Here is a 24,993-nt window from a genome sequence, read left to right as displayed (position 1 = left end):
CATTTAGGATGTAAGCAGTGAATAAAGTTAAAGGCTTTACGTTGATAGAGTTAGTTGTTGTTATTGTAATATTAGGTATTCTTTCTGCAACTGCTCTACCAAAATTTATTAATTTGCAAAGTGATGCACATGCTGCTGTTGTTTCAGGTACGGGTGGTGCTTTTAAAAGTGCCATATCATTAGCACATATAAAATGGCTCGCGGGTGGCCATAGTGGACCAGTAGACAACCTTGATCTGTATGGTACCGGAACAAGTTTAATGGATATGAATACTTTTGGTTGGCCTGCTCAAAGTTGGTTTCCATTTGAAGCAAATCCTCAGCTTAACAACACAGCAGACTGTATATCTGTGTGGGAAGCTGTTTTGGACACTAACTCTCCCACGGTAGCAACTAATACAACGCAAGATTTTCAAGTAACGTATAGTGCCAATAGTTGTACATTTACTTACTTTGTAGAGTCTGAGTATTCTATCTTTTATAATTCTCTAAACGGAGAAGTAACTATAGATGTTTCGCTCTAATCAAGTAGTAAGTAAATATTAAAAATCAAGGAGTAATACACATCACAAGTCGTTAAGGCAGGACAAATAACAGTTGGCTATTTACTCGTGCCTCGCTTATTTTAGCCAACATATTATTTGCCTCTTAACGAGGAGTTATCGATACAAAAACTAATCCGAAATCAACTTTAGCCTTTTAGTGCTAATGTCTTCTTTGTAGCAAAAGTGATCATTGCAAAAGCCAATAACTTTAGCCTTTTTTCTATAGATGTTAAGTCTAAATGTATTGGGTATGGTTATTAAGAAGACCATAAAAAAACACTGAACATCAAGATGCTCAGTGTTTTAAATTTAACAGCTACTTTATTGAGTTAACGCTAGAAAAGATTAAACATCATCTTCAATGTTATCTATGCCTTTTGTGCGTTCTATACTCTCAAGCTTGTGATGAATAGCCGCTTTAATCATCATATAGGCACTGATAGGTGCAGTAAGTAATAAAAATAGCGAGATCAGTATTTCTTTTACGCTAAACCCTGTATGAGTGGTACTAAAAAAGATCATCGCAGCAGTTAGCAAGGATGCCATGCCGAGTGTTGTAGCTTTAGTGGGTCCATGAAGTCGCATAAAAAAATCTGGCATTTTTACTAAGCCAATAGAGCCAACGAGTACAAAAGAGCCGCCAATTAATAATAATATTGAAATAATCCATTCTACCATAACTTACCCCTTACTCTATAATATCGCCACGCAGCAAATACTTACATACCGCAACAGTACTAACAAATCCTAACATAGCGATTAACAGCGCTGCTTCAAAATATAATGCAGTGCCCATACTCATACCGTATAAAATGATCAAGGCGATTGTATTGATATACATCGTATCGAGTGCAAGTATTCTATCGGGTATAGAGGGTCCCATTAATAAGCGCCATACATTTAATAATAACGACAAACCTATCATAGCAAAAACAATTGAAATCACAGTTTCTAACATTGAAACATCTCCTTAAGAGGCGCTTCATAACGTTGTTTAATCATTTTTATTAAGGCCTGTTCATCTTTAAGATCTAAAACGTGTATTAGCAAAAACTGTTGTTCAAGCTTTTCACCTTCACTTAAGCTTTCTCTCCAAGGGTACACTTCGGCACTAACAGTGCCTGGCGTTAATGACACAGTACTTGCTAAAATAGTAATGGGCAAACTATGTGTTAAGTCTAATGGTACTTTAACAAACCCAGGTGTTAATTTTTTAGTCGGCCCTAATATTAAAATAGCAACCTGAACATTCGCCGTAATAATGTCATATAAAACCAACGCTAAATGGCGTAGCGCTAAACCAGGCTTAATAATGATGGGTTGCTTTGTTCTAAACGGACTAGTCACCAAAGGAATGACTATCGCTAAAGTAGTGGCTAAGAAAATATGCCCGGCTGACAAGCTGTTATTCAACACCAACCAAACAGTAAATAGTACCAGGCTCATTAAAGGGGCGGGTAGCCATTTAAATCGTGTTTCTAATCGCATTACTGTCCTCCTGAAAGGATAAGTTTAATATTATTATTAAAATCATGTAACTGGGTAGCTGCACCAATGGCATACTCACTTAACGGTCCAGCAAAAATGGTCATTAATGGTGCGCCAGAGATGAGAATAAGCAAGGCGACTAATTGCGCTGGATGAACACGTTCTTGCTTAGTATCAGTGGTTATTTTAGCATGATGATGCCAAAACAACGTGCTACCGGCTTTAGACACAGCAAATAATATAGCTAAACTTGCAAAGAGATATATTGGCCAAAACACTAAGGTATATTCAGCATTTAAAGTTGCTTTAAGCAGCCATACTTTTCCAATGAAACCAGACAAAGGTGGCATACCTATCACCGCAATCGCTGCAATTAAAAAACAAGCGCCAAGCAACTTCGGTTGAGAAACAGCAGAGCCTGCAGAAATACGGTCGGCAACATCACCACGCTGGCGGCCAATTAAATCAGCTAAAATAAAGAGTGCTGCTGTAACTAACGTTGAGTGCACTAAGTAATAGATAGCTGCGGAAGTTGCTTCAATAGTTTGTACCGCAACTAATGCAACCAAGGTACCCACCGACACAATCACCAAATTAGCGATTAACTTTCTTAAATCTTTACTGGCTAAAACACCTACCGCGCCCATAGCAATTGTAGCAATCGCTAACCACCACAACCAACTTTGCGCCATATGAGTTAATTCGCCCGCTTCATCACCAAATATAAGCGTATAAACACGCATCATTGAATAGACGCCGACTTTTGTCATAATGGCAAATAATGCAGCGACAACAGGCATTGCTGTTGCATAAGTATTGGGCAACCACAAATGTAGTGGTAACAAAGCGCCTTTTAAAGCAAAGACCACCAATAATAACATCCCACCTATTTTGGCTAAGTAAACATCATCACCTTGTAAAAGTGCTACTTTCTGAGCCATGTCAGCCATATTTAGTGTGCCTAATACACCATATAAAATCCCTAAAGCGATCAAGAAAATTGCTGAACCAACCAGGTTAAGAATCACGTACTGCAAAGCAACTCGGGTATTTTTTTTATCTCCACCGTGCATTAACAACGAATACGAGGCGATAAGTAAGACTTCAAAAAAAACGAATAGATTAAAGGCATCACCGGTTAAGAATGCGCCATTGACCCCTAAAATTAAAAAATGTACAAGTGGATGAAAAAAACTCCCTTTATCATCATCTCCGGCACTCGCATATAACACACAGACAACACCGAGCAATGTCGTTAAACACACTAATAATGTTGAAAGGGGATCAGCAACAAGTACAATACCAAAAGGTGCACTCCAATCGCCGATAGCATAAACCTGAGTACCATCAGCTTGGACTTTGAGGAGTAAAGCCAATGAGACGGCAAAAGTAAAAACGCTGAGTAAGACAGAAGCCACTCTTCGGGTACTTTTATTGGAGCCAAAGGGAGGCATCAATAAAATAACACCCGCAAGAATCGGCAATAAAATTGGTAAAAAGGTCAAATTCTGGATCATACATTTACCTTTTTATCTTTTTCTGGCTGGCCATCTACATGGTCACTGCCTAAATCTGCTCGCCCTCTGATAGCTAAAATAACCACGAAGGCAGTCATTGCAAAACCAATAACTATCGCGGTTAACACTAAAGCTTGTGGCAATGGATCGGTATATTCTGCAGAAGTTCCAAGCACCGCAGCATTATTAATGCTAAGTCGCCCAGATGAAAACAGAAATAAGTTAACCGCGTAAGAAAACATTGTTAACCCTAATACGATAGGGAACGTTCTCGAACGTAAGATTAGAAATACGCCACAAGACACTAAAAGCCCAACGCAGGATGCGTAAAGTAATTCCATTAAGTTTTCACCTCTTCTTTAGGCCCGTTCGCTAATTGACCGAGACTTGCCAATATCATTAATGTCGCACCTACAACTGTAATATAAACACCCAGATCAAAGATCAGTGCACTGGCAAGTTCAATTTTACCAATGATGGGAATATCGAAATAGTCAAACCAAGTAGTCATAAACGGCCTACCAAAGAACCAGCTACCCACACCAGTAAGTGTCGCAATAGCAATTCCTGAGGCAATAATTTTCCGATAATTAATCGTTAAACGAGTAGATATCCAGGCTGAGCCATGTGCAATATACTGTAAAATAAAGGCAACTGAGGTCACTAAACCTGCAATAAATCCACCACCGGGAAGATTATGACCACGTAAGAAAATATAAAACGAGATCATTAATGCCAAGGGGAGTAATGACTGAGAAATACTGGCTAATAAAATAGGGTAACGTTCTTTCGCCCATAGTCGCCCTTGACTATCCCTAACAGGAAGAAGTAACGGTAGGTTGATTAAAAGCTTATAAATACCCAGCGCAGCAATACCTAATACGCAAATTTCACCTAAAGTGTCAAAGCCACGAAAATCAACCAAAATCACATTAACAACATTGGTACCACCGCCACCTGTTTTAGCATTGGCTAAGAAAAATTCTGATATTGACTCAAGTGGGCGAGTAATTAATGCATAGCAAATACTCGCGACCACAACCCCTAAAGCCGCAGAGATACCTAAATCGCGTACCACACGCGTAGAGCTAGACTCTTTGGGGGAATGCTGTGGTAAGAAAAACAAGGCCAACATCAGTAAAACAATAGTGACGACTTCAACCGTTAATTGCGTTAAGGCTAAATCAGGTGCTGAGAAGCGAGTAAACACGACAGACACCATCAAACCGACAACTGATATCATCAACAACGACACCACTCTTGCACGATACCAAATCACCGTACTTATTGCGCCAATCATTAATAATGCTGCGCCAATTGCGTTATGAAGATCAATGGGCGTCAATTCTTTTTGCCCGCCGAGTTGGTGCATTTCAAATAATGGCCAACCAGCAAAGATTAAAACAAAAACAAACATCAACATTAGATAACGTTGTAAAGAACCATTTTCTATGTCGTTTATTTTTCGCTGACTCCACTTTGTAATGAGATATATACTGTCATCAAAAGTCTTCTTGGCGTTCAAGCTAGGCATAGATGCCTGAAATTGAAATAGATAACGTCGCTGGGTATATATAAATAAACCACCGATTACTGCTATAGCACTCATCAAGAGTGGCAAATTAAAACCGTGCCATAACGCAACTTTAAATTCAGGAACATATCCACCGAGTACGGCAAAAGACGCTGCTTTTAAAATATCATCAATAATAAAGTTAGGAAATACCCCGACAATTAAACATAAAGCGACCAGTATTTCGATAGGCACTCGCATATAACGCGGTGGCTCACTGGGTTGTTTAGGTAAATCAATAGGGTCACCATTAAAGAAAACATCGTGAATAAAGCGAGCTGAGTAAGCGACAGCTAATGCTCCTGCAACGGTAGCAAGTACAGGTATAAGCCAAGACATTGACCCAAGTAATTGTTGGTGCAATGTTTCAACAAAAAACATTTCTTTAGACAAGAAACCATTTAACAGCGGTACACCCGCCATCGCGGCCGCAGCAACCATGGCTAACGTCGCCGTATAAGGCATAAATCGCCACATACCGTTAAGTTTCCGCATGTCACGCGTACCCGTTTCATGGTCAATAATACCCGTTGCCATAAATAATGAAGCTTTGAATATGGCATGATTGATTATATGAAAAATGGCGGCAACAGCGGCAAGCTTAGTATCCAAACCGAATAATAAGGTGATTAACCCTAAATGACTGATCGTTGAATAGGCTAACAGCCCTTTTAAATCATGTTTAAATAACGCAATATAAGCGCCGAGTAACATGGTAGTTAATCCGGTTAAACTCACCAGAATAAACCATATATCGGTTCCCGCTAATGCAGGATAAAAGCGCGCTAATAAGAAAATCCCAGCCTTTACCATAGTAGCAGAATGTAGATAAGCACTTACCGGCGTTGGCGCAGCCATAGCATGAGGTAGCCAAAAGTGAAAAGGAAACTGTGCCGATTTTGTAAAAGCGCCCAATAAGACTAAAATTAAAGTGATTTCATACCAAGCATGCGCTTGAATAATTTCTCTGCTCGCTAATATCGCATCTAAATTATAACTACCAACGATATTACCCAGTAAAAGCAAACCCGCCAGTAATGCTAAACCACCACCACCGGTTACGATTAAGGCCATAATTGCGCCCTTACGTGCCTCAGGTTTATGCCACCAATAGCTAATTAACAAAAACGAACTAATACTGGTTAGCTCCCAAAAAAACCAGAGCTGAATGATATTATTCGACATGACAATACCAAGCATCGCTGTCATAAATAACATCAAATAAGCATAGAGCTTGGGCATAGAATCTTTACTACTGAGGTAATAACGGGCATAAAAGATAACTAATATGCCTATTCCTAAGATCATAAATACAAATAACAGCGCTAAGCCATCTAAACGAAAGGCGATATCTATACCTAGTAAAGGGATCCAAGAGATTGTTTCCCTAATAACTTTGCCAGCAAAAATAGCTGGCGCTAAGCTAATTGTCATGAATAATGCAATGATCGGCATTAACAACGTCAACGCAGTTGATTGATTACGTGTTAATTTTCCCGTTCTTGAGGAAATAATACTGCCGAGTAACGATAGCAGGGGTATCCAAAGCAAAGTCATAGAGTAAGCCTTTTTATTTTTATTATTATTTTTATAATGAGAAGTAATGACATCGGAACATAGACATAATATGTCGCCAAGCTAAATTTAACAACAGTATCTCCTTATAAAAGTGTAATTGAAATTAATTTAAAGCACTTTAGTATAAACTGAATAAAAGTTAAACGATGAATATTCGGAAAAGCATTGTTTATTCGACAATTGTTTGATTATCAACCACAGTGCATTGGTTAATAAGAGAATAGTCGGTATAGTGTTAATTTACTATATAAATAGAAGACTTACCATAATGAAAAAATTAGATGATATAGATTTACGCATTTTAACCATTTTATATCGCGATGCTGATATCACTAATAAAGAGTTAGCTTCTCAAATAGGGGTGGCACCTTCTACGTGTTTAGAGCGTGTAAAGCGTATGAAACATAAAAATATAATTACCGGCGCTTGTATCGAGATTGATTTCAAAAGTTTAGGTGGAAATATAGAAGCCATTGCCGCTATTCGTTTGCAGCCCTATTCTGAAGATATTGTTAACAACCTTCGCGACGATTTACTTAAACTTCCTGAAATTGTTAGCTTATATCACATGGGCGGCAGCTATGATTACTTCATTCATATGTCAGTTAAAGACAGTGAACATTTACGACAGTTTGTCTTCAATGCAATTACCTCAAGAGACGAAGTAACCACCGTAGAAACCTCCCTTATTTTTGAGCACAGTCGCAGCGGGGTATTGCCCAACTTTGATGATGAGGACTAATCAGTCTAAATCATTATACAATCGTGCTTTAACGCTAGAAGCCTCGTTTTAAAGAAGGCTTCTATTTATAATAATTATTTTTCAAAGTCTATGCTTTCAAAATAGAGTGGACTTATTGTGCCGCAATTGAGGAACTTATACAGCAGTTCAGTTTCTTTTGGCACAGCTACTGAAGTACGAAAACGTGGCAAGCACCCTGCTTCTAAATCAATATTTAGTATCTGTGAAAAACTAGGTGCTTTTTGAATTTTATGAATATAAATTTTATAATTCTTTTTCAAATCAACAACGTCATACTCTTGCTGATTACTTGAATCCTTTATATCGTCAAGTTCACGAACGTATAATTTTTTAGCAAAGGTTAAGGGTATATTTTCATAAACCAACATCCCCCCTCGAGAAAAATGCCCTGCGTATACATCAGCCATAATGACTATTTCCTCGCCTCGCATCAAACGTTGCAAATTAAAAGTTTCGGCTTTTATCGTCGTTAATTGCCCATCACGTACGGTTTGCAAAAGTGCTAAATTTTTATTCTCAATTTTATATAATAACTGCACATTACTTGGTCTGTCATATGTTGTCATCACCGAAGCATATATAGCAGAGCGCTGAACAAAGAGCACCATATTATGTTCACCCATAAATGAAGGATCTATTGGCGGTAACTCTTCAACTTCTTCATTAGCAAAGCTGGTTGAATTTAATATAATTAAGAGTAAAACAAGTAAAAGTCTTTTCATTAAAGTTCGCTCGATAAAATGTATTTGACGTTAGACCCAAACGAGTGCTTGGTCTAATTATAAAAGGTGATTATAAACCATCTATAAAAAAAGGCTAAATGAATTAACATTCAACCAATTTCTTTTAAAAGATACAGCACTATAAATATAAAGTGGCTAATATCGTTGCTTATCAGTCTTTGAACGCTTTGTTTTAACTATCCTAATTTGTTTATCATGCTTTTCGTTTGAACGCTTTGTTTTAACAATCCTACTTTGTTTATTATGCTTTTCGTTTGAACGCTTTGTTTTAACAATCCTACTTTGTTTATTATGCTTTTCGTTTGAACGCTTTGTTTTAATGACCCTACTTTGGTTATCATGCTTTTTGTTTGGACCTTGTCTTTTAGAACTAATTGAAGTATCAACAGAACGATAAGTATGCTGCTTGGCACTTTTCTTATCGATGTTAGTGGCAAGCTGTTTGGGCCTTTCTTTATTTACAGTCCGACTCGCTCGGTAAACCTTTTCGGCTTTAGTTTTTTTAGACTGATCAGAAGATCTGTGCTGTCTTGTTGTCGGCTTTGATACAGGTTTTGAAAAAGTGTTTGTCGCCTTGTCAGTTATACGGTTTACTCGTCGAGCGCTTTCATTGGGCTTGTGCCTTATGGTAGATAGAGCTCGCTTGGTATTACCTTGTAGCTTATTGTGCACGACAGCATGATTTCTATTGCTAGATTCGCTGCTCCTTACTCGCTTGTCCTTATACTTAACGCGAGTATGCTTGTTTCGATAAGCCACACCTTTACGGTGAACGGGCTGGTGTCTCCAACGTTTAGCATAGCCACCATTAGCAATTAAGTGACGAGGACGCTGTTCATAGTAGCGATATGAAGAACGACGAGTATTCGCTACAACCACCTGGCGATTATGCCAATGAAAAGCACTAAAAAAATAATCAAACGAAATATGAACGCCAGCATGCCAATAGAAAGGATTGGAGCGACTTACATAAACACTACGCTGAGGTTGCCAGTAAATAGGAGGATAAGATGACCAATGCCAAGCACCATAAACCATGCGTGTATCATAATACGGCACATAAACAATCTCCTTCTCTCTTGCTTCAATAACAATATTACTGTCTTGATAGCTAACCTCCATATTATCCATTTCACCCAGGTTTCCGGCAAGTAGAGCTTGCTTTCTTAACTGTTGAATACTTTCTAATAATATCGACTCATCTTGTAAAAAAGCATCACCGAGCTGTTGAGTCCAGGTTAAATCTTCACTCAGTCGGCTAAGAATACGCTCAAAAGCCACTAATGCTTTAACACTGGCATCCCAATTAAAATCTTTTACCGCTTGAGCCACTTGCTCAGTATTTAGCCTGGTGTTTTTCTTTAGCCAGCGATGGGCTTCGGTTATTTCAATAGGATAGGTAGCAGCAATTAAAATATGAGTTAATAAGCTGTCGGGATAAAGTGCAATGGGTGCTAGCATTTGTGCTAATTCAGCTTCACTAAATAGCTGCTGCTCTTGTTGCACTTGTTGCTGAAGCGCTGACTGTGAAGGCTGGTACTCAGCGTACAAGTTAAAGCTAACTAAGGCAGCAAAGCTGAATAAAAACGTGACTTTTTTCATCGTTATAATCCTTATGACTAATTCTAGAACACAAAGATAACAACACTAAACTGAACGTAACCTGAACAGCTTCCTCGGTTATTTGTTAACAAAGCTTACAAAGGTTTAAAAGACCAGTGTAAAAACAGCACCATTCAGTGTTGTTGAGTTGCTGATGGTTAATTGGCCTTGATAACTACTGACTAAATCATTAACAATAGCTAAACCAATACCATGACCGGCTTGATAGGTGTCTGCTCTGCCGCCACGCGATAAAATAATTTCGCGTTGAGATGCTTCGATACCCGCGCCATCATCGGCAATTTCAATCGTTAATATTTTTGCAGAACTAATCACACTAATGGCAATTTTCTGCTTAGCCGCTTTACAGGCGTTATCGAGAAGATTTCCTAAAATCTCCATTAAATCGGCTTCATCACCCTTAAATATTGCACTTGCATCAACATTGACGGCAAATGATAAATTCTTATCATGATATATTTTCGCTAACGTGCTGATCAGCTTGTCAACTACGGGCTTAATTTTCACGCCTAAATGCCATGAAGACTGCCCGGCACTTTGAGCTCTTTTGAGTTGATGTTCAATAATGTTATTAATTAATGTTAGTTGTTCACCAGCACTTGCTGAAATATCCTGTTGGCTTTGAATAACGGCCAGTGGATTTTTAAGGCTATGCGCTAAGTCTGACAAGGCATTACGATAGCGTTTTCGTTGGTTTTCTTCCAATGCCAGTAAGGCGTTTAGTTGCTGTGTCACCGGTTGTAATTCAAGAGGATAGTTGGCGTCTAAGGCTTTCTTTTGCCCTTTTTCTATATGCTCAAGCTCTTGAGATAATACGGTTAATGGTTTTAAGGTCCATAACAACCAGAAAATTTGTACAAAAACAAAGACAACCATTAATGCCAGCAGCCATGCCCATAATGTTTTTTCAAAGTCATTGAGGGCGTTTAACAAGGCTCGTTGGTCTTTTATCAGGTGCAGTGTTATTTCAAAGTCTTGGCCGTTATCAGAAAAACTCGCACTAAAGCTATAAAGTAGATGAGGTCTGTCCGCTAGGTTTATCTTTGAAATCAGTGTTTGCCCAACATCAGGCGATGGTAATACCGCCGTTAGAGAAAAGGTCAGCAGAGATTGTGATTGCCAAAGTATTTTGTTTTTTATCGCACCTATTTGCGTTTCTTTTGACCGTTTGGTAATTAAGGCATACAAGCCTGATTGGTTAATATTGAATTGGTTTTCTAGTAAGAGATCTGGCATTAACAAGAGATTATTTTCAACTTCTGCCACAGTAAAAATAGAATAACTATAGGCTTTTAACTCGTTTTTCAACGCTACATTTAATTGCCGTTCAAAGGCATTCGATAAGGTTAAGCCAATAATAGGCAGCATCACTACCGTCATCGCTAACGTACTTAATAATAATCGAACTTTTAAAGAGTTCATTTACTTGGTATATCCACGTGACCTCATTAATCTAACCGCTTTAATTTATAGCCATGGCCGCGCAAGGTTTCGATAAAACCATAACTATTATCTGGGTCGAGTTTTTTTCTTAAGCGCCTGATAAATACTTCAATAACATTTGAATCGAGATCGAAGTCTTGGTCATAAATATGTTCAGTCAGTGTTGCCTTTGACGTCACTTCGTCAAGGTGAAGCATCATATACTCAAGTAACTTATATTCTGAACTACTTAACTTTATTGCCTTATTATCGACTTCAACCTGCAAGCTTTTGGTATTAAGACTTAACGGGCCATTCTTTATTAATGGACTTGCTTGCCCTGCAGAACGCCTGATCAGTGCATTTAAGCGGGCGAGTAATTCTTCAGCTTGAAAAGGTTTGGTTAAATAATCATCGGCTCCAGCATCTAAACCAGCCACTTTATCTTGCCAACTATCTCTTGCAGTTAACACCAAAATGGGAAAGTCGATATTTTTTTCACGCAGAGATCTAATCACACTGATACCGTCTATTATAGGTAAACCAACATCTATAATAGCAGCGTCGTATGGATATTCTTGCCCTTGAAATAAGCCTGTTTCGCCATCACTCGCCACATCGACTAGATAATGAGCGGCAGTTAAGTGGGCATATAGGTTTTGCTGTAAAGCAATATCGTCTTCAATAAATAACAACCGCATAGTGATCACCCTCCATTAATCTTCCCTGTCTTAGCATCAACATAAATAGAAATGATATGACCATCGGTTTTAATTAATTTTACCCGATAACCCGACTTTTTATTCTCAACTTTTAACACTTTTCCACCAAAACGACTTTTAGCTAATTTTGCGGCATCTTTACTACTTTTCACTTTCAACTGTTGCTGATTATTTTTTTGCATAGTACTTGCTGATACACCCGTTCCTTGAGCCATTGCATCAAGAGAAAGTATCGCGATAAAAAGAAAAACTAACGGTAAAGCAAATTTCATGGTTATTCCAAAGACGACGTTAAAAGAGTCTAACTATACATAGCCATAGCTTATTTAAAATTATATACCTTGGCAACTGAATATCAGCTGAACATTTCTTTAAAGCCGCTATATCGATTTTATAACGTGGAGGTAATTGGAGTTCCTGCTGATAAATCAACAGATATATCAACAGATATATCAAAGCTTACCAATAAAGTGTTCAGCTTACATTCATCTTTACTGCGCTTTAATAGCAACACTAAACAAAGCCGGTAGGATATATTATGCTAATAAATAATAAAGCAGCGAAGTCAGTTCACGCGAATTCACTTAAAAAAATAATGTTATTGATAACCTTTAGCGTATTACCTTTAACTCATGTCACTGCCAGCGAATTAAAGGTTTTACCCGCTAGTGTTTCTCAAGGAGCACTTAAACACAGTATCACTGAGTCACAGCGAAAAAGAATAATTGCAACGAATAAGCTAGCCGAGCTATCCGATCAAGTCAGCGGCAAAACGAATGCCCACATAAGAGGCTATACACTTAATAATCAAGCCAAGAACACTGCACAAGTAAAAAGTGGTGAAGCCACACAAAAAGTGAGTAACCACTATGATCAACAGTTCAGTATTTATAGTGCGGCGAGTTTTCTGCAAGAAGATTATGACAGAGATGGCTATTATCAAACTTTCAGTGTGACTTTTGATGCAGACGTATATAGCTATAGCGAAAATCACCTCGCCGAAGTGTATGCTTTACTCTACCTCAGTAAAAATGGTGGCCCTTGGCAGCACTATTTCACCACAGATAATTTTCTTATAGAAGGTGATACTGATGCCGATGAATACGAAGTTATTTCTACATTTATGTCGGGCTATGAAAGTGATCACTACGATGTGTTAATCGACTTATATCAAGTCGGTTATCAGGGTATTGCTGCGAATTACAGTGCAGATGACAGTAACGCGTTATACGCACTGCCGTTAGAAAGTGCTGAGTATGACCAGGTTTATACTGAAGTCATCGAAGTAATAGAAGTCGTCGAGATCAGACAGACTCATGGCGGCAGTCTGTTTGGTCTATTATTGGTATTACTCAGTGGTATACTTATGCGAGTAAAGCGCCATTAATCATTAGCCAGAAAAACAAAAAAGCCACAAACAAATTTGTGGCTTTTTTTAATGTCTACATTTCAACAAGCTTTTAGCTCATCGAATGGCAGTACTTTAGCTTTTCAGGTCATCAAAAAAATTTTTAACGCCATCAAAGAAGCCTGTCTCTTTAGGGCTATGCTTTATAGTGCTTTTACCCATTTTGTCATCTAACTGGCGCAGTAAATCCGCTTGATCGCCAGACAAGTTAACCGGTGTTTCTAGAACAACTTTACACATTAAGTCGCCTATTGAGTGGCTGCGTACTGATTTAACACCTTTACCACGTAAACGGAACATTTTACCCGTTTGCGTTTCTTTGGGTATTTTCAGCTTCACTTTACCTTCAAGTGTTGGTACTTCTATTTCGCCACCCAATGCTGCTGTGGTAAAGCTAATAGGAACTTCACAATAAAGGTTGTTTTCATCACGGACAAATATTTTATGGTCACGTACATTTGCCTGTACATATAAATCACCTGCAGGTGCACCATGTTCACCAGCTTCACCTTCGCCTGACAAACGAATTCTGTCACCTGTATCTACACCTGGCGGTATTTTCACTGAAAGTGTTTTCGTTTTTTCTACACGACCTTGACCACGACATATAGGGCAAGGTGTTTGAATGACTTTACCTTTACCATTACACGTTGGACACGTTTGCTGAACAGCAAACAAACCTTGACGCATTTGTACTTGACCATGACCATGACATGTTGAACATGTTTTCACAGTTGTGCCTTTTTTAGCGCCAGAGCCATCACATGGATCACAACTCACATAAGTTGGTACTTTAATTTCTAAGGTTTTACCCCGAACGGCATCTTCAAGGCTTAACTCTAAGTTGTAGCGAAGATCTGAACCGCGTTGTTGACGTTGCTGACGTCCGCCACCGCGGCCACCACCAAAAATGTCACCAAAAATATCACCAAAATCTTGACCACCGCCGCCAAAGCCACCGCCAAAACCACCGCCGCCATTGCCACCTTGTTCAAATGCCGCATGACCGTACTGATCAAATGCAGCACGTTTTTGGTCGTCATTTAGAATTTCATAAGCTTCTTTAACTTCTTTAAATAGCTCTTCTTTGTCTTTATCACCGGCATTACGGTCAGGATGAAGCTTCATCGCTAAACGTTTGTAGGCTTTTTTGATATCACGCTCAGACGCATCTTTTGATACTTCTAGCACTTCATAATAATCGCGTTTTGACATAGTGACTTCTTTTAACTGGTGTTGAAATTTTAGATATTAATTAAGTAAAATGACATTATAAATAGTTAGCTATTTTCAATGGCATTTTATAACGATTTTTAACGTAAGAAGCGCTGGTTTTTAAACCAGCGCTTATATATTTTCCGTTATTGAAGACTATTTGTCTTCTTTAACTTCTTCAAATTCAGCGTCAACAACATCGTCATCAGCTGGCGCAGCGCCGTCTGATTCAGGAGCGCCTTCTTGAGCACCGGCTTTCGCTTGAGCAATTTCCATTAACTTAGCTGATGCTTCGATAACGGCTTGAGATTTAGCTTCAATCGCTTCTTTATCGTCGCCTTTGATCTCAGTTTCAAGTTCAGTTAATGCTGTTTCAATTTTTTCTTTGTCTTCGCTTGGTAAGTCATCGCCCGCTTCTACAATTTGCTTGCGAGTGGTATGAACTAGACCGTCAGCTTGGTTACGTGCTTTAACTAATTCTTCAAACTTAGCATCTTCATCAGCGTTAGCTTCTGCGTCACGTACCATTTGTTCTACTTCTTCATCAGATAAACCAGAAGAAGCTTTAATGGTAATCTTCTGTTCTTTACCTGTGTTCTTATCTTTAGCTGTTACGTGTAAAATACCATCAGCATCAATATCGAAAGTTACTTCAATCTGTGGTGTTCCACGTGGTGCTGCATCGATACCTTCAAGGTTAAATTGACCTAAAGATTTGTTTGCAGACGCTTGCTTACGCTCACCTTGAACAACATGAACCGTTACCGCAGCTTGATTATCGTCAGCTGTAGAAAAGGTTTGTGACTGTTTAGTTGGGATAGTGGTGTTTTTATCGATAACTTTCGTCATCACGCCGCCCATTGTTTCGATACCTAATGATAATGGCGTAACGTCTAATAAAAGTACGTCAGTTACATCACCAGAAAGAACACCTGCTTGTATTGCTGCACCTGCGGCAACGGCTTCATCAGGGTTAACATCTTTACGAGGTTCTTTACCGAAAAATTCTGTTACTGCTTTTTGTACCATTGGCATGCGTGACTGACCACCAACTAAGATAACATCATTGATATCACTTACTGATAAGTCTGCGTCTTTAAGCGCTTGTGCTAATGGTATTAACGTTGCTTTAACCATGTCTTCAACTAAAGACTCTAATTTAGCACGCGTTACTTTAATGTTCATATGCTTAGGGCCGCTGCCGTCAGCTGTGATGTAAGGTAAGTTAACATCTGTTTGTTGTGCTGAAGAAAGCTCACATTTAGCTTTTTCTGCTGCTTCTTTCAAACGCTGCATTGCAAGAGGATCAGTCGTTAAATCCATACCTTGGTCTTTCTTAAATTCAGCAACAAGATAGTTGATTAAACGGTTATCAAAATCTTCACCACCTAAGTGAGTATCACCGTTGGTCGCTAATACTTCAAACGTGTGCTCGCCTTCAACTTCATCAATTTCAATAATTGAAATATCGAAAGTACCACCACCTAAGTCGTAAACAGCAATAACTTTATCGCCTTCTTGCTTGTCCATGCCGTAAGCAAGAGCAGCAGCAGTTGGCTCATTGATAATACGTTTAACTTCAAGACCAGCAATACGACCCGCATCTTTAGTTGCTTGGCGTTGTGAATCATTGAAGTAAGCAGGAACTGTAATTACTGCTTCTGTTACTGCTTCGCCTAAAAAGTCTTCAGCAGTTTTTTTCATTTTCTTTAAAACTTCAGCTGAAACTTGTGGTGGCGCAACGTTCTTATCACGTGTTGTAACCCAAGCATCGCCGTTGTCAGCTTTAACAATACCAAATGGCATAATTTTAATATCACGCTGAACTTCTTCGTCTTCAAAGCGACGACCAATTAAACGCTTAATGGCGTATAATGTATTTTTTGGGTTTGTAACAGATTGGCGTTTAGCAGGTTGACCTACTAACGTTTCGCCATCTTCTGTGTATGCAATAATTGAAGGAGTTGTACGATCGCCTTCTGCATTTTCAATTACACGTGCTTTGCCGCCATCTAGTACAGCAACACAAGAGTTTGTTGTCCCTAGGTCAATACCGATTATTTTGCCCATCTTGAGGATCTCCGAATACTAATTAAAATAAAGCTTATTAAAGTAAGATTTTTTAATAAACCTGTTGATGAAACAAATAGTGGGGGCAGTAAAATCCTTTTCAACTAATTTTCAAGAAAAAAAGTAAATTTATTTCATTATTTAGCTATTTGTGAAGATTTTTTTGTTGTTTCTCACCGATAGCGATAAAACACCCTAATAAAACTTATTTGCCTGCTAAAAACAAAAAAGCGGTAAGAAGTTTTATAGAAACTTCTTACCGCTTTTTTTAATGATATTTTTTATGCTGTGGTATCAACTACCGGAGCAGATTTAGAAACCATTACCATCGCTGGACGAATTAAACGGCCATTGAGTTCATAACCTTTTTGCATCACAGCAATAACGGTGTTTGGCGCAACGCCTGGAACTTCTTGCATAGACATAGCTTGATGTAATTCAGGATTAAAAGGTTGGTCTTGTGGATCAACTCCTTTAACGCCAAATTTTTCTAACGAAGCAATTAAACCTTGTAGGGTTAATTCAAGACCTTCAATAATGCCGGTATTGTTTTCATCTTCTTTATCTATATTCTGTAAAGCACGTTCTAAATTGTCTACTGACACTAACATTTCAGCAGCGAATTTTTCTAAAGCAAATTTACGTGCTTTATCGACGTCTTGTGCACTACGGCGGCGAATATTATCAACTTCGGCTTTAGCACGAACTACAGAGTCTTTTTGATCTGCAATAGTGGTTTGCGCTGAAGAAAGGCTTAACTCAAGTTCGTTAATCTTTTCTTGCTCGGCACTAATCACTTCATGGGCATGAATATGTTGAACTTCGACTTGCTCTTCAGCTTGGTCGATAATTTCTTGCGCCATAATTTCTTCGGGCGTTAAAGCTTCTGTTGATGCTTCAGCTGTATTTTTGTTTTCTGTTGACTCATTAGTCATGAAAGCTCCAAAATAAACTAATAATATATTTAACAATATAAAGGTTATATAAATCTGATAACGCTAATTATGGGGACTTCTTGCTACGATTCAAGCTTAAATACCAATTTAATTAAGTTTGTTGTTACTGAGCGCTTGTCAGTGTTTTGAGGAAAAATATCATTTTTTTGTATAAAGTCACTCTATAGAAAAGCAATTACCTGCAGGTATCTAATCGCCAAAAAACGTCAAAAGTTATATTTTAAAAGGCCTACAGCCTAGGTTATTAGTTTTGACAATGAAGAACTATTCTCTTCAATTAATACCTTAGCCCTAAATCTTTCAAATCTCGCTGAAGCGGAAATTTAATCAAAATGCTACTCAGTAAATAATTTATAAAAAAGTCAACTTTACAAGCCATGAAAATACAGCGAAACTATTATTAATCCTAAGATACAAACAACTTACTGCGTAGACATGAGCAAAATTTATAACACTATAGGTTTAATAGGCAAACCAAATCACGAAGGAGCCAGCGCAACAATAACAGCGCTCTATCAATTCCTTACCAGTCAAGGCTATCAGGTATTAATTGAAAGCTCAGTTGGCCCATCAATCGATATCGATAATCTAACGATTGGTACCGTAGTAGAAATTGGTGAACAAGCTGACCTGGCTATAGTCGTGGGCGGTGATGGTTATATGTTAGGTGCCGCAAGGGTTCTATCATGTTTTGATATCGGTGTTATTGGTGTAAACAGAGGGAACTTAGGCTTTCTTACCGATTTATCGCCCGATGAATTAATTGAACCACTTGAGAAAATTTTACGTGGCGAGTCGCGCGCTGAGCAACGTTTTATTATTGAGGCAGAAGTTTATCGCCACGGAAAATTGAAAAGCTCTAACAGTGCGGTCAATGAAGCAGTGCTACACGCAGGAAAAGTAGCCAGCATGATTGAATTTGAAGTTTACATTGATGGTAGCTTTATGTTCAGCCAACGCTCTGACGGCTTAATCGTGTCAACACCTACTGGCTCAACCGCCTATTCAATGTCGGCAGGTGGTCCAATTTTAACACCCAATTTAAATGCCTTATCGTTGGTGCCGATGTTTCCACACACCCTGACCAGTAGACCCATAGTCGTCGACGGCAATAGTGAAATAAAATTATTACTCGCCAATGAGAACTATGAAAACTTACAAGTAAGTTGTGATGGCCATGTTATTTTAGCGGTATTACCAGGTGATGAAGTTATTATCAGAAAAAGTGAATATACGCTGAGATTAGTTCATCCTCTAGACCATGACTACTTTAATGTACTGCGTAATAAATTAAGTTGGGGCAATAAGCTTTATTAATTTTTAACAAATTCAAGCTGTTGAATTTTTATTCGATTAACACTTGCACAAAACCACTTTACTGTATAAATTAACAGGTATACATATTTATACAGTGAATTGGTTCCTCATGCTTTTACATCTTAACATTCAAAACTTCGCCATTGTGCGCTCCCTAGATATAGATTGGCGCAAAGGTATGACAACCATCACCGGAGAAACAGGTGCGGGTAAATCAATAGCTATTGATGCCTTAGGTTTATGTTTAGGCGATAGAGCGCTCACTAATGTTGTAAGACCCAATACTAAAAAAGCAGAGTTAGCCGCAACCTTTGATATTAACAAAAACATTTCCGCACAAAAATGGCTTAAAAAAAATGGCCTCTCCCTAACAGACGAACACGATGCTGAGTTAGATTGTGAATGTATTTTACGCCGAGTAATATCAGCTGAAGGACGCTCAAAGGCCTACATTAACGGTAGCCAAGTTCCGCTTGCCCAACTTAAAGATATTGCACAATTTTTAATAAGTATTCATGGCCAACACGATCACCAACTCATTGTTAAGCCGGCACAACAGCGAAAAATACTTGATGAGTATGCCGATCATCAGCACTTATTAGACGACGTTCAATATTACTATCAGCAATGGCGAAATCTCAATACAGAACTAAAACAGTTACAAGAAAGTAAAGAACAACGCGAAGCAAAACTGCAATTATTACAATACCAAGTGACCGAGCTAGACGAATTTTCACTACAAACGGGTGAATTTCAAATTCTAGAAAGTGATTACAAGCGTCATAGTAACGGTCAGTCATTATTGACCGGCACTTTAAAAGCATTGCAAACTTTGTCTGAAAACGAAAATCATAATATTTCAGACAGCCTAAGAAACAACTGCGAACAATTGAATGATTTAGTTCATATGGATCCTAAGTTAGCAAATATTGCTAACACCTTGAGCGAAGCACTTATTCTTGTTGAAGATGCTAATGATGAGCTAAAGCACTACTACGACAAGCTTGAACTCGACCCAGAAGCTTATCAAATGATTGAAGACCGCTACTCGCTCGCTATTCAACTCGCTAAGAAACATCAAGTGGCACCCGAGCATTTGCCAACGTTACACTTAGAGATAAAACAAGCCTTACATGTCATAAATTCAGACGGTTCAAGACTAGATACAGCATACATAGACATTGAAAAAGCTAAGGTACATTACCAACAATCTGCTCAGGCGTTATCAACATCAAGAGTAAAGTCGGCTAAAAAACTCAGTAAAAAAATCACGCTGAGCATGAAAGAGCTCAATATGAACAACGGCATATTTGACGTATCGGTACAGCAAGTTAATGTTGAAGCTTTATCACCGTTTGGCCTTGATGAAATAAACTTTCTTATTAGCCTTAACCCAGGTCAAAAATTAGAAGCAATGAACAAAGTTGCTTCTGGTGGCGAATTATCACGTATTAGTTTAGCCATGCAGGTTATTTTGGCGGACAAGGTGATCACACCGACCTTAATATTTGATGAAGTTGATGTCGGTATCAGTGGCCCAACAGCGGCAATGGTCGGTAGCAAGCTACAAGAATTAGCCCAAAACACCCAAGTTATTTGTGTAACACATTTACCACAGGTCGCTTGCAAAGGGCATCAACAGTTATTTGTCAGTAAATTAACCGATGGCGAGTTTACAGAAACAAAAGTAACGGAACTAAGTGCTAATGGCAGAGTCCAAGAAATTGCTCGCTTATTAGCGGGGAATAAAATAACAGATAACAGCTTGGCTAATGCTCAAGAGTTACTTGCCGGTTAATAAATTAATTTTAACGTTAAGTAAATAAACCGAGTTGAGGCACAAAGGTGCAAAATAAATTGAAAATAGTTTTGTATCTCTTCGCGGGCTTAGTTATCATCCCCATTCGAACTTATTAGGATAAATGAAAAAACATGTTATTTCGCATTTTAGCCATTACTATTGCCCTATCTCTTTCTGCCTGCTCAAGCTGGGTCTATCGTTTTGACATTCCTCAGGGAAACTTTTTAGAACAAAAAGATATCGACAAGCTTCAAATTGGCATGACTAAAGAACAAGTAAAATTTGTACTTGGCAGCCCTGTTGTTAACGATGCCTTTGGCAATGATACATTGCACTATGTTTACTTATTAAAATCAGGTCGAAGTGAAGAGTTTAACGTTAAGAAGAAATTTATCCTCTATTTTGATAATGAATTATTAGCCAGCGCAGAAGGTGACTTTGTCTTAGGTGACAACTTTTACGTTCCTATGGTTAACTAAAAAATATTTTAGCCCCATAAAAAACGGCCTTAATAGCCGTTTTTTTTACTTTAAATTTTACGATGCTTTTTAGCTGGCTTTATTTCGACGCGGGTCTACACGACCACCGGTAACTTTATCGGCACGTCCTTCATCTTTTGCTTTTTCAGCTCGGCGCTTTCTAACCTCTTTTGGGTCAGCAATTAAAGGTCGATATATTTCAATACGGTCTAAATCTCGTAAAGTATCCGTTAATTTAGCGGCGCGATTCCAAATACCGACATTGTTTACGGTTAAGTCTATTTCTTCAAAATCAGATAAAATGCCTGAAGCAATAATACCTTGCTCTAACAAGGTGCCTTCATCGACTAAAAGCGTTAATAGCTTTTGTCTATCGGGTAGTCCATAAACAACTTCTATTTGTATTTTACGTTGAGCAAGTTCTTGCTCTATCTCTATGCTATCAACCATTAGAATGATAAACCTCTTTAGCTCTTTGTGTAAAAGCTTGTACCATATTATTGGTCAAACTTGTAAAAACACGGCCAAATGCCAAATCGAATACTTTACTCGAAAACTCATACTCTAAATGTAAACTAATCTTACAAGCTTCTTCAGATAATTCAGTTAGTTGCCAGTAACCTGTCAACTTTTTAAAAGGACCGTCAACTAAATCGAGTTGCACTTTATTATTACCAATCAAGGTATTCTTGGTGGTAAACCATTTTTTTAGAACCCCCTTCGAAACCATCAAAGCAGCGGTAACTTCATTACCTTGCTGAGAAATTATCTTACTGTCACCACAATTGGGAATAAATTGAGGATAAGCAACAATATCATTAATTAATTGATACATTTGGTCAACGCTATACATCACTAAAGCGCTGCGACTAATTACGGGCATTTATTTTCCTCAACTTTAAAGGGTAATGATAACAAAGCCGTGAGCAAAAGGCATTAAAGAGAAAAATTGAAATTAATCATTCAAATATCAATAATTCTCCGTATAATGTTTGCGATTGCTATTTTTGATGGCAAACAAAATGGAAATATAATGGCACAGAAAAAAAAATCAAACAGCAATACTATTGCGTTAAACAAAAAAGCTCGTCATAACTATTCTTTAACTGATAAGTTTGAAGGTGGGATGAGCCTGCAGGGTTGGGAAATTAAAAGTATCCGTAGCGGAAAAGTTAATATCTCTGATTGTTATGTACACGTAAAAAACGGTGAAGCTTATTTATTGGGTGCTGAAATAATGCCGCTCAATGCTGCCTCTAGTCACGTAGTATGCGAACCTAATCGTGACCGCAAGTTACTATTGAATCGACGTGAATTAGAGAAAATAACTGCCGCTGTAGAGCGTGATGGTTATTCATTAATTGCCACGGCGATGTATTGGAAAGCAAATTGGGTCAAACTCGAATTTTATTTGGGTAAAGGTAAGAAAGACCATGATAAGCGTTCTGATATCAAAGACAGAGAATGGGCTGTTGATAAAGGCCGATTAATGAAAAATAAGAATTTAGATCGATAACAAGTTAACAATTAACACGTTGTTTATTTAAAAGAAGCGCTGTACAATGCGCTTTATAGACTGAATAAGTTTATAATTAAGATGTAAAAACTTTGGGGCGGATCTAGGATTCGACAAGATTCATGAAACCCGAGGTGCATGCCCAGGGGCGGTTTGCCTGGTAAAAAGCCGCAAAACTATAATTGCAAACGACGATACGTTCGCACTAGCCGCTTAGGCTAGCCATCGCCTCAAAAATTCTCCTATTGTTTAGAGGATCGATGGTCACCCCAAATAGGATAGCGAGGGAAGCACGCTTAAGGCTGAACCGCGAAATAGTATTAAGCTCACCATGACGAAGCCTGTCGGTTGGCGTCTAATTGGTTAAACAAATAATCGACTAAGCATGTAGTACCAAGGATGTAGGCTTTTTGGACGGGGGTTCGATTCCCCCCCGCTCCACCACATTAAAGACTGACGAAAGCCAGTTAAATCAAGCTATAGCCCCTAGAAATAGGGACTGTAGCTTTTTTGTTTCTGATACCCAATTGGTCTCAGATAGTCCTAAATGGGCTACAGAATGGCACGATTTTGACACTTTTTTACCATCGTCAAAAAATAACACTGGTACACGCGAAAATTATTCCTTTCGTAAAGCAGTATTTAAACGTCACCCCTACTTTTATAATTCCCTTAAAAGTCACTATCTCAGAATTTACAATCAAAAGAATTTGCATGAAGCTGACCTGTTTCTATATAAAATAGATAAATCACTCGTCATTCATGATTTAAACCTTTCGTCGACACCCGCAGAGATTAAAGTTTTTTGTGAGAATATATCCAAAAGATGTGGATTCACTATTGCTGAATATGGTCAGAATAAAACCTCATATCAAATATGCCAAGGTATCGCTAATAGATACACCATTCAAATTGATAGTTATAATGCTGATAAACCATTCATACCAACATTAAATAAATTAGCTTGTAGTAATTGGTGGTTTAGAAAAATCAATAAATTGCGCATCCAATATATTGAACAAGTTCATAGGAAATTAAATTTAGTTAATAAAGACGCAAGTTGTTACGCCAGTGCATTTGCTTTAGAAAACAGAAAAACTCAGCTTGAAAACTCATTTGAGTATTTAATGGCTAATCAAATTGTTAATGAAGATGGTCAAACCTACACTCTTCTTGATGTATATAAAAAATCAGTGTCCAACCCTAGAATTCGTAAAGCTGAACTTATGACTCGTATACGTGGCTTTGAAGAAGTCGCAACAAAAATGGGACATGCTGGTGAGTTCTATACGTTAACTTCCCCATCAAAATATCATGCTTACTCTAATGGTAAAGCAAATCCTAAATTTAATGATTCAACACCAAAAGACGTAAATGAGTATTTTAATAATAACTGGAAACTTATTCGTTCAGCATTACAAAAGAAAAATATACACCCTTATGGATTTCGAGTTGTAGAACCACATCATGACGGAACACCACATTGGCATTTATTACTATTCATGCATCCTGACGATGTAAAAACTACTCGCTCCATTATTAGCAAATATGCTTTGCGAGAAGATGGTAATGAACGAGGCGCTAAGAAACATCGTTTTGATATGACTTCAATTGATCCTAATAAAGGTAGCGCGGCTGGTTATATCGCTAAATATATATCAAAAAACATTGATGGTTCAGACCTTGATGATGATTTATACGGAAATGATGCAAAGCCCGCAGCCTCTAAAATTGATGCATGGTCTTCTTTATGGGGTATACGTCAATTTCAGCAAATTGGTGGCCCCTCTGTGACGGTTTGGCGTGAACTCAGACGTTTACAAGAATCAGAGCAACCAGAAGTAGTAACAGCTTTTGTTGCAGCTGATTCTGGTGACTGGGCTGCTTATGTGATGGCTATGGGTGGTGCAATATTACCAAGACGTAATCGCCCTATTCATCCCTACTATGAAACTAAAGTAAATGAGACTGTTGATATTGATACAGGAGAAATAATTCAGAATAACTTAACTTATTACGGTGATGTTAAAGCCCCATCAATAAAGGGCCTTATTAATAAGAGTGTTATCAATCTAACTCGTACTCGACTATGGAAAAAAATAACACAACCAATGACGACTTTCGTCCCGAAGAATGAGAGTCGAAATAAGGAATTGGTCAAATTACATCCTATACCCATATGACAATATTCCCTGGCGCGAAAGCTGCGACGACGAGGGCGAAGCCTGAGCAACGAGGAGAAGCGCGAAGCGCCCTT

General features: G+C 38.2%; 24 protein-coding genes and 1 other RNA gene. 9 read left to right on the top strand and 16 right to left on the bottom strand.

Going from position 1 to position 24,993, the window contains the following annotated elements:
- The first annotated feature begins 17 nt into the window (after positions 1-17).
- A complete protein-coding gene (locus H4J66_RS16210; protein WP_182176011.1) occupies positions 18-524 on the top strand; it encodes a type II secretion system protein in 507 nt (168 codons plus the stop codon).
- A 366-nt stretch (positions 525-890) separates the two neighbouring features.
- On the opposite strand, the gene H4J66_RS16205 is transcribed toward H4J66_RS16210, so the two are convergent.
- From H4J66_RS16205 to H4J66_RS16180, 6 genes are read right to left on the bottom strand one after another with little or no spacing between them, the layout of a single operon-like run.
- Entirely contained in the window at positions 891-1,223 is a 333-nt protein-coding gene (locus tag H4J66_RS16205; RefSeq protein ID WP_182176010.1) for a Na+/H+ antiporter subunit G, read from the bottom strand.
- A gap of 10 nt (positions 1,224-1,233) precedes the next feature.
- Complete coding sequence (locus H4J66_RS16200; protein WP_182176009.1) at positions 1,234-1,503, bottom strand: K+/H+ antiporter subunit F; 270 nt, start codon at positions 1,501-1,503, stop codon at positions 1,234-1,236.
- Positions 1,497-2,033 (bottom strand): Na+/H+ antiporter subunit E, encoded by a 537-nt coding sequence (locus tag H4J66_RS16195; RefSeq protein WP_070374295.1) that lies wholly within the window; start codon positions 2,031-2,033, stop codon positions 1,497-1,499. The genes H4J66_RS16200 and H4J66_RS16195 overlap by 7 nt, the downstream gene beginning before the upstream one ends.
- Positions 2,033-3,550 carry a monovalent cation/H+ antiporter subunit D gene (locus tag H4J66_RS16190; RefSeq protein ID WP_182176008.1) on the bottom strand — a complete coding sequence of 506 codons (1,518 nt, stop codon included), beginning with the start codon at positions 3,548-3,550 and terminating at the stop codon, positions 2,033-2,035. Before H4J66_RS16190 ends, H4J66_RS16195 begins: the two co-directional genes overlap by 1 nt.
- The gene (locus H4J66_RS16185; RefSeq protein WP_182176007.1) at positions 3,547-3,891 is read right to left on the bottom strand and encodes a Na+/H+ antiporter subunit C; all 345 of its coding nucleotides are present in this window, start codon (positions 3,889-3,891) and stop codon (positions 3,547-3,549) included. The genes H4J66_RS16190 and H4J66_RS16185 overlap by 4 nt, the downstream gene beginning before the upstream one ends.
- Entirely contained in the window at positions 3,891-6,680 is a 2,790-nt protein-coding gene (locus H4J66_RS16180) for a monovalent cation/H+ antiporter subunit A (protein ID WP_182176006.1), read from the bottom strand. Before H4J66_RS16180 ends, H4J66_RS16185 begins: the two co-directional genes overlap by 1 nt.
- Positions 6,681-6,969: 289 nt before the next feature.
- On the opposite strand from H4J66_RS16180, the gene H4J66_RS16175 reads away from it, so the two are divergent.
- Entirely contained in the window at positions 6,970-7,443 is a 474-nt protein-coding gene (locus H4J66_RS16175; protein ID WP_070374299.1) for an Lrp/AsnC family transcriptional regulator, read from the top strand.
- Between the two features lie 74 nt (positions 7,444-7,517).
- On the opposite strand, the gene H4J66_RS16170 is transcribed toward H4J66_RS16175, so the two are convergent.
- The 5 genes from H4J66_RS16170 to H4J66_RS16150 all read right to left on the bottom strand — a co-directional run bounded on the left by H4J66_RS16170 (position 7,518) and on the right by H4J66_RS16150 (position 12,246).
- Positions 7,518-8,186 (bottom strand): hypothetical protein, encoded by a 669-nt coding sequence (locus tag H4J66_RS16170; RefSeq protein WP_182176005.1) that lies wholly within the window; start codon positions 8,184-8,186, stop codon positions 7,518-7,520.
- Between the two features lie 156 nt (positions 8,187-8,342).
- Entirely contained in the window at positions 8,343-9,809 is a 1,467-nt protein-coding gene (locus tag H4J66_RS16165) for a DUF3300 domain-containing protein (protein WP_182176004.1), read from the bottom strand.
- Between the two features lie 105 nt (positions 9,810-9,914).
- The gene (locus H4J66_RS16160; protein WP_182176003.1) at positions 9,915-11,252 is read right to left on the bottom strand and encodes an ATP-binding protein; all 1,338 of its coding nucleotides are present in this window, start codon (positions 11,250-11,252) and stop codon (positions 9,915-9,917) included.
- 26 nt (positions 11,253-11,278) lie between these two features.
- On the bottom strand, positions 11,279-11,953 hold the full coding sequence (locus H4J66_RS16155; RefSeq protein WP_070374303.1) for a response regulator transcription factor: 675 nt from the start codon (positions 11,951-11,953) through the stop codon (positions 11,279-11,281).
- A gap of 5 nt (positions 11,954-11,958) precedes the next feature.
- The gene (locus H4J66_RS16150; protein WP_182176002.1) at positions 11,959-12,246 is read right to left on the bottom strand and encodes a PepSY domain-containing protein; all 288 of its coding nucleotides are present in this window, start codon (positions 12,244-12,246) and stop codon (positions 11,959-11,961) included.
- 266 nt (positions 12,247-12,512) lie between these two features.
- Here H4J66_RS16150 and H4J66_RS16145 point away from each other — a divergent pair, with 266 nt between their 5' ends.
- Positions 12,513-13,361, top strand: a complete 849-nt coding sequence (locus H4J66_RS16145; RefSeq protein WP_182176001.1) for a choice-of-anchor H family protein — start codon at positions 12,513-12,515, stop codon at positions 13,359-13,361.
- A gap of 96 nt (positions 13,362-13,457) precedes the next feature.
- On the opposite strand, the gene dnaJ is transcribed toward H4J66_RS16145, so the two are convergent.
- The 3 genes from dnaJ to grpE form a co-directional block, all read right to left on the bottom strand.
- Positions 13,458-14,597 (bottom strand): molecular chaperone DnaJ, encoded by a 1,140-nt coding sequence (dnaJ, locus tag H4J66_RS16140; RefSeq protein WP_182176000.1) that lies wholly within the window; start codon positions 14,595-14,597, stop codon positions 13,458-13,460.
- 156 nt (positions 14,598-14,753) lie between these two features.
- Positions 14,754-16,667, bottom strand: a complete 1,914-nt coding sequence (gene dnaK, locus H4J66_RS16135; RefSeq protein WP_070374307.1) for a molecular chaperone DnaK — start codon at positions 16,665-16,667, stop codon at positions 14,754-14,756.
- Between the two features lie 281 nt (positions 16,668-16,948).
- A complete protein-coding gene (gene grpE, locus H4J66_RS16130; RefSeq protein ID WP_182175999.1) occupies positions 16,949-17,602 on the bottom strand; it encodes a nucleotide exchange factor GrpE in 654 nt (217 codons plus the stop codon).
- Between the two features lie 456 nt (positions 17,603-18,058).
- Here grpE and nadK point away from each other — a divergent pair, with 456 nt between their 5' ends.
- The 3 genes from nadK (at position 18,059) to H4J66_RS16115 (ending at position 21,220) form a co-directional block, all read left to right on the top strand.
- Positions 18,059-18,940 (top strand): NAD(+) kinase, encoded by an 882-nt coding sequence (gene nadK / locus H4J66_RS16125; RefSeq protein WP_182175998.1) that lies wholly within the window; start codon positions 18,059-18,061, stop codon positions 18,938-18,940.
- Between the two features lie 109 nt (positions 18,941-19,049).
- Positions 19,050-20,738: a DNA repair protein RecN gene (gene recN / locus H4J66_RS16120; protein ID WP_182175997.1), complete on the top strand. Its 1,689-nt coding sequence runs from the start codon at positions 19,050-19,052 to the stop codon at positions 20,736-20,738.
- Between the two features lie 134 nt (positions 20,739-20,872).
- Complete coding sequence (locus H4J66_RS16115; RefSeq protein WP_070374311.1) at positions 20,873-21,220, top strand: outer membrane protein assembly factor BamE; 348 nt, start codon at positions 20,873-20,875, stop codon at positions 21,218-21,220.
- A gap of 69 nt (positions 21,221-21,289) precedes the next feature.
- Here H4J66_RS16115 and H4J66_RS16110 read toward each other — a convergent pair whose 3' ends face one another.
- Both H4J66_RS16110 and H4J66_RS16105 read right to left on the bottom strand, forming a co-directional pair.
- The gene (locus H4J66_RS16110; protein WP_182175996.1) at positions 21,290-21,670 is read right to left on the bottom strand and encodes an RnfH family protein; all 381 of its coding nucleotides are present in this window, start codon (positions 21,668-21,670) and stop codon (positions 21,290-21,292) included.
- Positions 21,663-22,103: an SRPBCC family protein gene (locus H4J66_RS16105; RefSeq protein ID WP_070374314.1), complete on the bottom strand. Its 441-nt coding sequence runs from the start codon at positions 22,101-22,103 to the stop codon at positions 21,663-21,665. Before H4J66_RS16105 ends, H4J66_RS16110 begins: the two co-directional genes overlap by 8 nt.
- A gap of 150 nt (positions 22,104-22,253) precedes the next feature.
- On the opposite strand from H4J66_RS16105, the gene smpB reads away from it, so the two are divergent.
- The 3 genes from smpB (at position 22,254) to H4J66_RS16090 (ending at position 24,919) form a co-directional block, all read left to right on the top strand.
- Entirely contained in the window at positions 22,254-22,736 is a 483-nt protein-coding gene (gene smpB / locus H4J66_RS16100; RefSeq protein WP_070377008.1) for an SsrA-binding protein SmpB, read from the top strand.
- A 94-nt stretch (positions 22,737-22,830) separates the two neighbouring features.
- Positions 22,831-23,180, top strand: a transfer-messenger RNA (tmRNA) gene (gene ssrA, locus H4J66_RS16095).
- 266 nt (positions 23,181-23,446) lie between these two features.
- Positions 23,447-24,919, top strand: coding sequence for a replication endonuclease (locus H4J66_RS16090; protein WP_182175995.1), 1,473 nt, complete (start codon positions 23,447-23,449; stop codon positions 24,917-24,919).
- The last annotated feature ends 74 nt before the right edge of the window (positions 24,920-24,993 follow it).

The sequence above is a fragment of the Colwellia sp. MB3u-55 genome (assembly GCF_014076785.1).
Taxonomy (GTDB): domain Bacteria; phylum Pseudomonadota; class Gammaproteobacteria; order Enterobacterales; family Alteromonadaceae; genus Colwellia_A.
The sequence above is the reverse complement of the archived record's forward strand: the minus strand, read 5'-3'. Positions and strand labels throughout refer to the sequence as shown.

What these genes read in the sequence shown, in the direction of transcription:
- H4J66_RS16205 (WP_182176010.1), bottom strand. Translation starts at nt 1,223, where the DNA reads ATGGTAGAATGGATTATTTCAATATTATTATTAATTGGCGGCTCTTTT.
- H4J66_RS16200 (WP_182176009.1), bottom strand. Translation starts at nt 1,503, where the DNA reads ATGTTAGAAACTGTGATTTCAATTGTTTTTGCTATGATAGGTTTGTCG.
- H4J66_RS16195 (WP_070374295.1), bottom strand. Translation starts at nt 2,033, where the DNA reads ATGCGATTAGAAACACGATTTAAATGGCTACCCGCCCCTTTAATGAGC.
- H4J66_RS16190 (WP_182176008.1), bottom strand. Translation starts at nt 3,550, where the DNA reads ATGATCCAGAATTTGACCTTTTTACCAATTTTATTGCCGATTCTTGCG.
- H4J66_RS16185 (WP_182176007.1), bottom strand. Translation starts at nt 3,891, where the DNA reads ATGGAATTACTTTACGCATCCTGCGTTGGGCTTTTAGTGTCTTGTGGC.
- H4J66_RS16180 (WP_182176006.1), bottom strand. Translation starts at nt 6,680, where the DNA reads ATGACTTTGCTTTGGATACCCCTGCTATCGTTACTCGGCAGTATTATT.
- H4J66_RS16175 (WP_070374299.1), top strand. Translation starts at nt 6,970, where the DNA reads ATGAAAAAATTAGATGATATAGATTTACGCATTTTAACCATTTTATAT.
- H4J66_RS16170 (WP_182176005.1), bottom strand. Translation starts at nt 8,186, where the DNA reads ATGAAAAGACTTTTACTTGTTTTACTCTTAATTATATTAAATTCAACC.
- H4J66_RS16165 (WP_182176004.1), bottom strand. Translation starts at nt 9,809, where the DNA reads ATGAAAAAAGTCACGTTTTTATTCAGCTTTGCTGCCTTAGTTAGCTTT.
- H4J66_RS16160 (WP_182176003.1), bottom strand. Translation starts at nt 11,252, where the DNA reads ATGAACTCTTTAAAAGTTCGATTATTATTAAGTACGTTAGCGATGACG.
- H4J66_RS16155 (WP_070374303.1), bottom strand. Translation starts at nt 11,953, where the DNA reads ATGCGGTTGTTATTTATTGAAGACGATATTGCTTTACAGCAAAACCTA.
- H4J66_RS16150 (WP_182176002.1), bottom strand. Translation starts at nt 12,246, where the DNA reads ATGAAATTTGCTTTACCGTTAGTTTTTCTTTTTATCGCGATACTTTCT.
- H4J66_RS16145 (WP_182176001.1), top strand. Translation starts at nt 12,513, where the DNA reads ATGCTAATAAATAATAAAGCAGCGAAGTCAGTTCACGCGAATTCACTT.
- dnaJ (WP_182176000.1), bottom strand. Translation starts at nt 14,597, where the DNA reads ATGTCAAAACGCGATTATTATGAAGTGCTAGAAGTATCAAAAGATGCG.
- dnaK (WP_070374307.1), bottom strand. Translation starts at nt 16,667, where the DNA reads ATGGGCAAAATAATCGGTATTGACCTAGGGACAACAAACTCTTGTGTT.
- grpE (WP_182175999.1), bottom strand. Translation starts at nt 17,602, where the DNA reads ATGACTAATGAGTCAACAGAAAACAAAAATACAGCTGAAGCATCAACA.
- nadK (WP_182175998.1), top strand. Translation starts at nt 18,059, where the DNA reads ATGAGCAAAATTTATAACACTATAGGTTTAATAGGCAAACCAAATCAC.
- recN (WP_182175997.1), top strand. Translation starts at nt 19,050, where the DNA reads ATGCTTTTACATCTTAACATTCAAAACTTCGCCATTGTGCGCTCCCTA.
- H4J66_RS16115 (WP_070374311.1), top strand. Translation starts at nt 20,873, where the DNA reads ATGTTATTTCGCATTTTAGCCATTACTATTGCCCTATCTCTTTCTGCC.
- H4J66_RS16110 (WP_182175996.1), bottom strand. Translation starts at nt 21,670, where the DNA reads ATGGTTGATAGCATAGAGATAGAGCAAGAACTTGCTCAACGTAAAATA.
- H4J66_RS16105 (WP_070374314.1), bottom strand. Translation starts at nt 22,103, where the DNA reads ATGCCCGTAATTAGTCGCAGCGCTTTAGTGATGTATAGCGTTGACCAA.
- smpB (WP_070377008.1), top strand. Translation starts at nt 22,254, where the DNA reads ATGGCACAGAAAAAAAAATCAAACAGCAATACTATTGCGTTAAACAAA.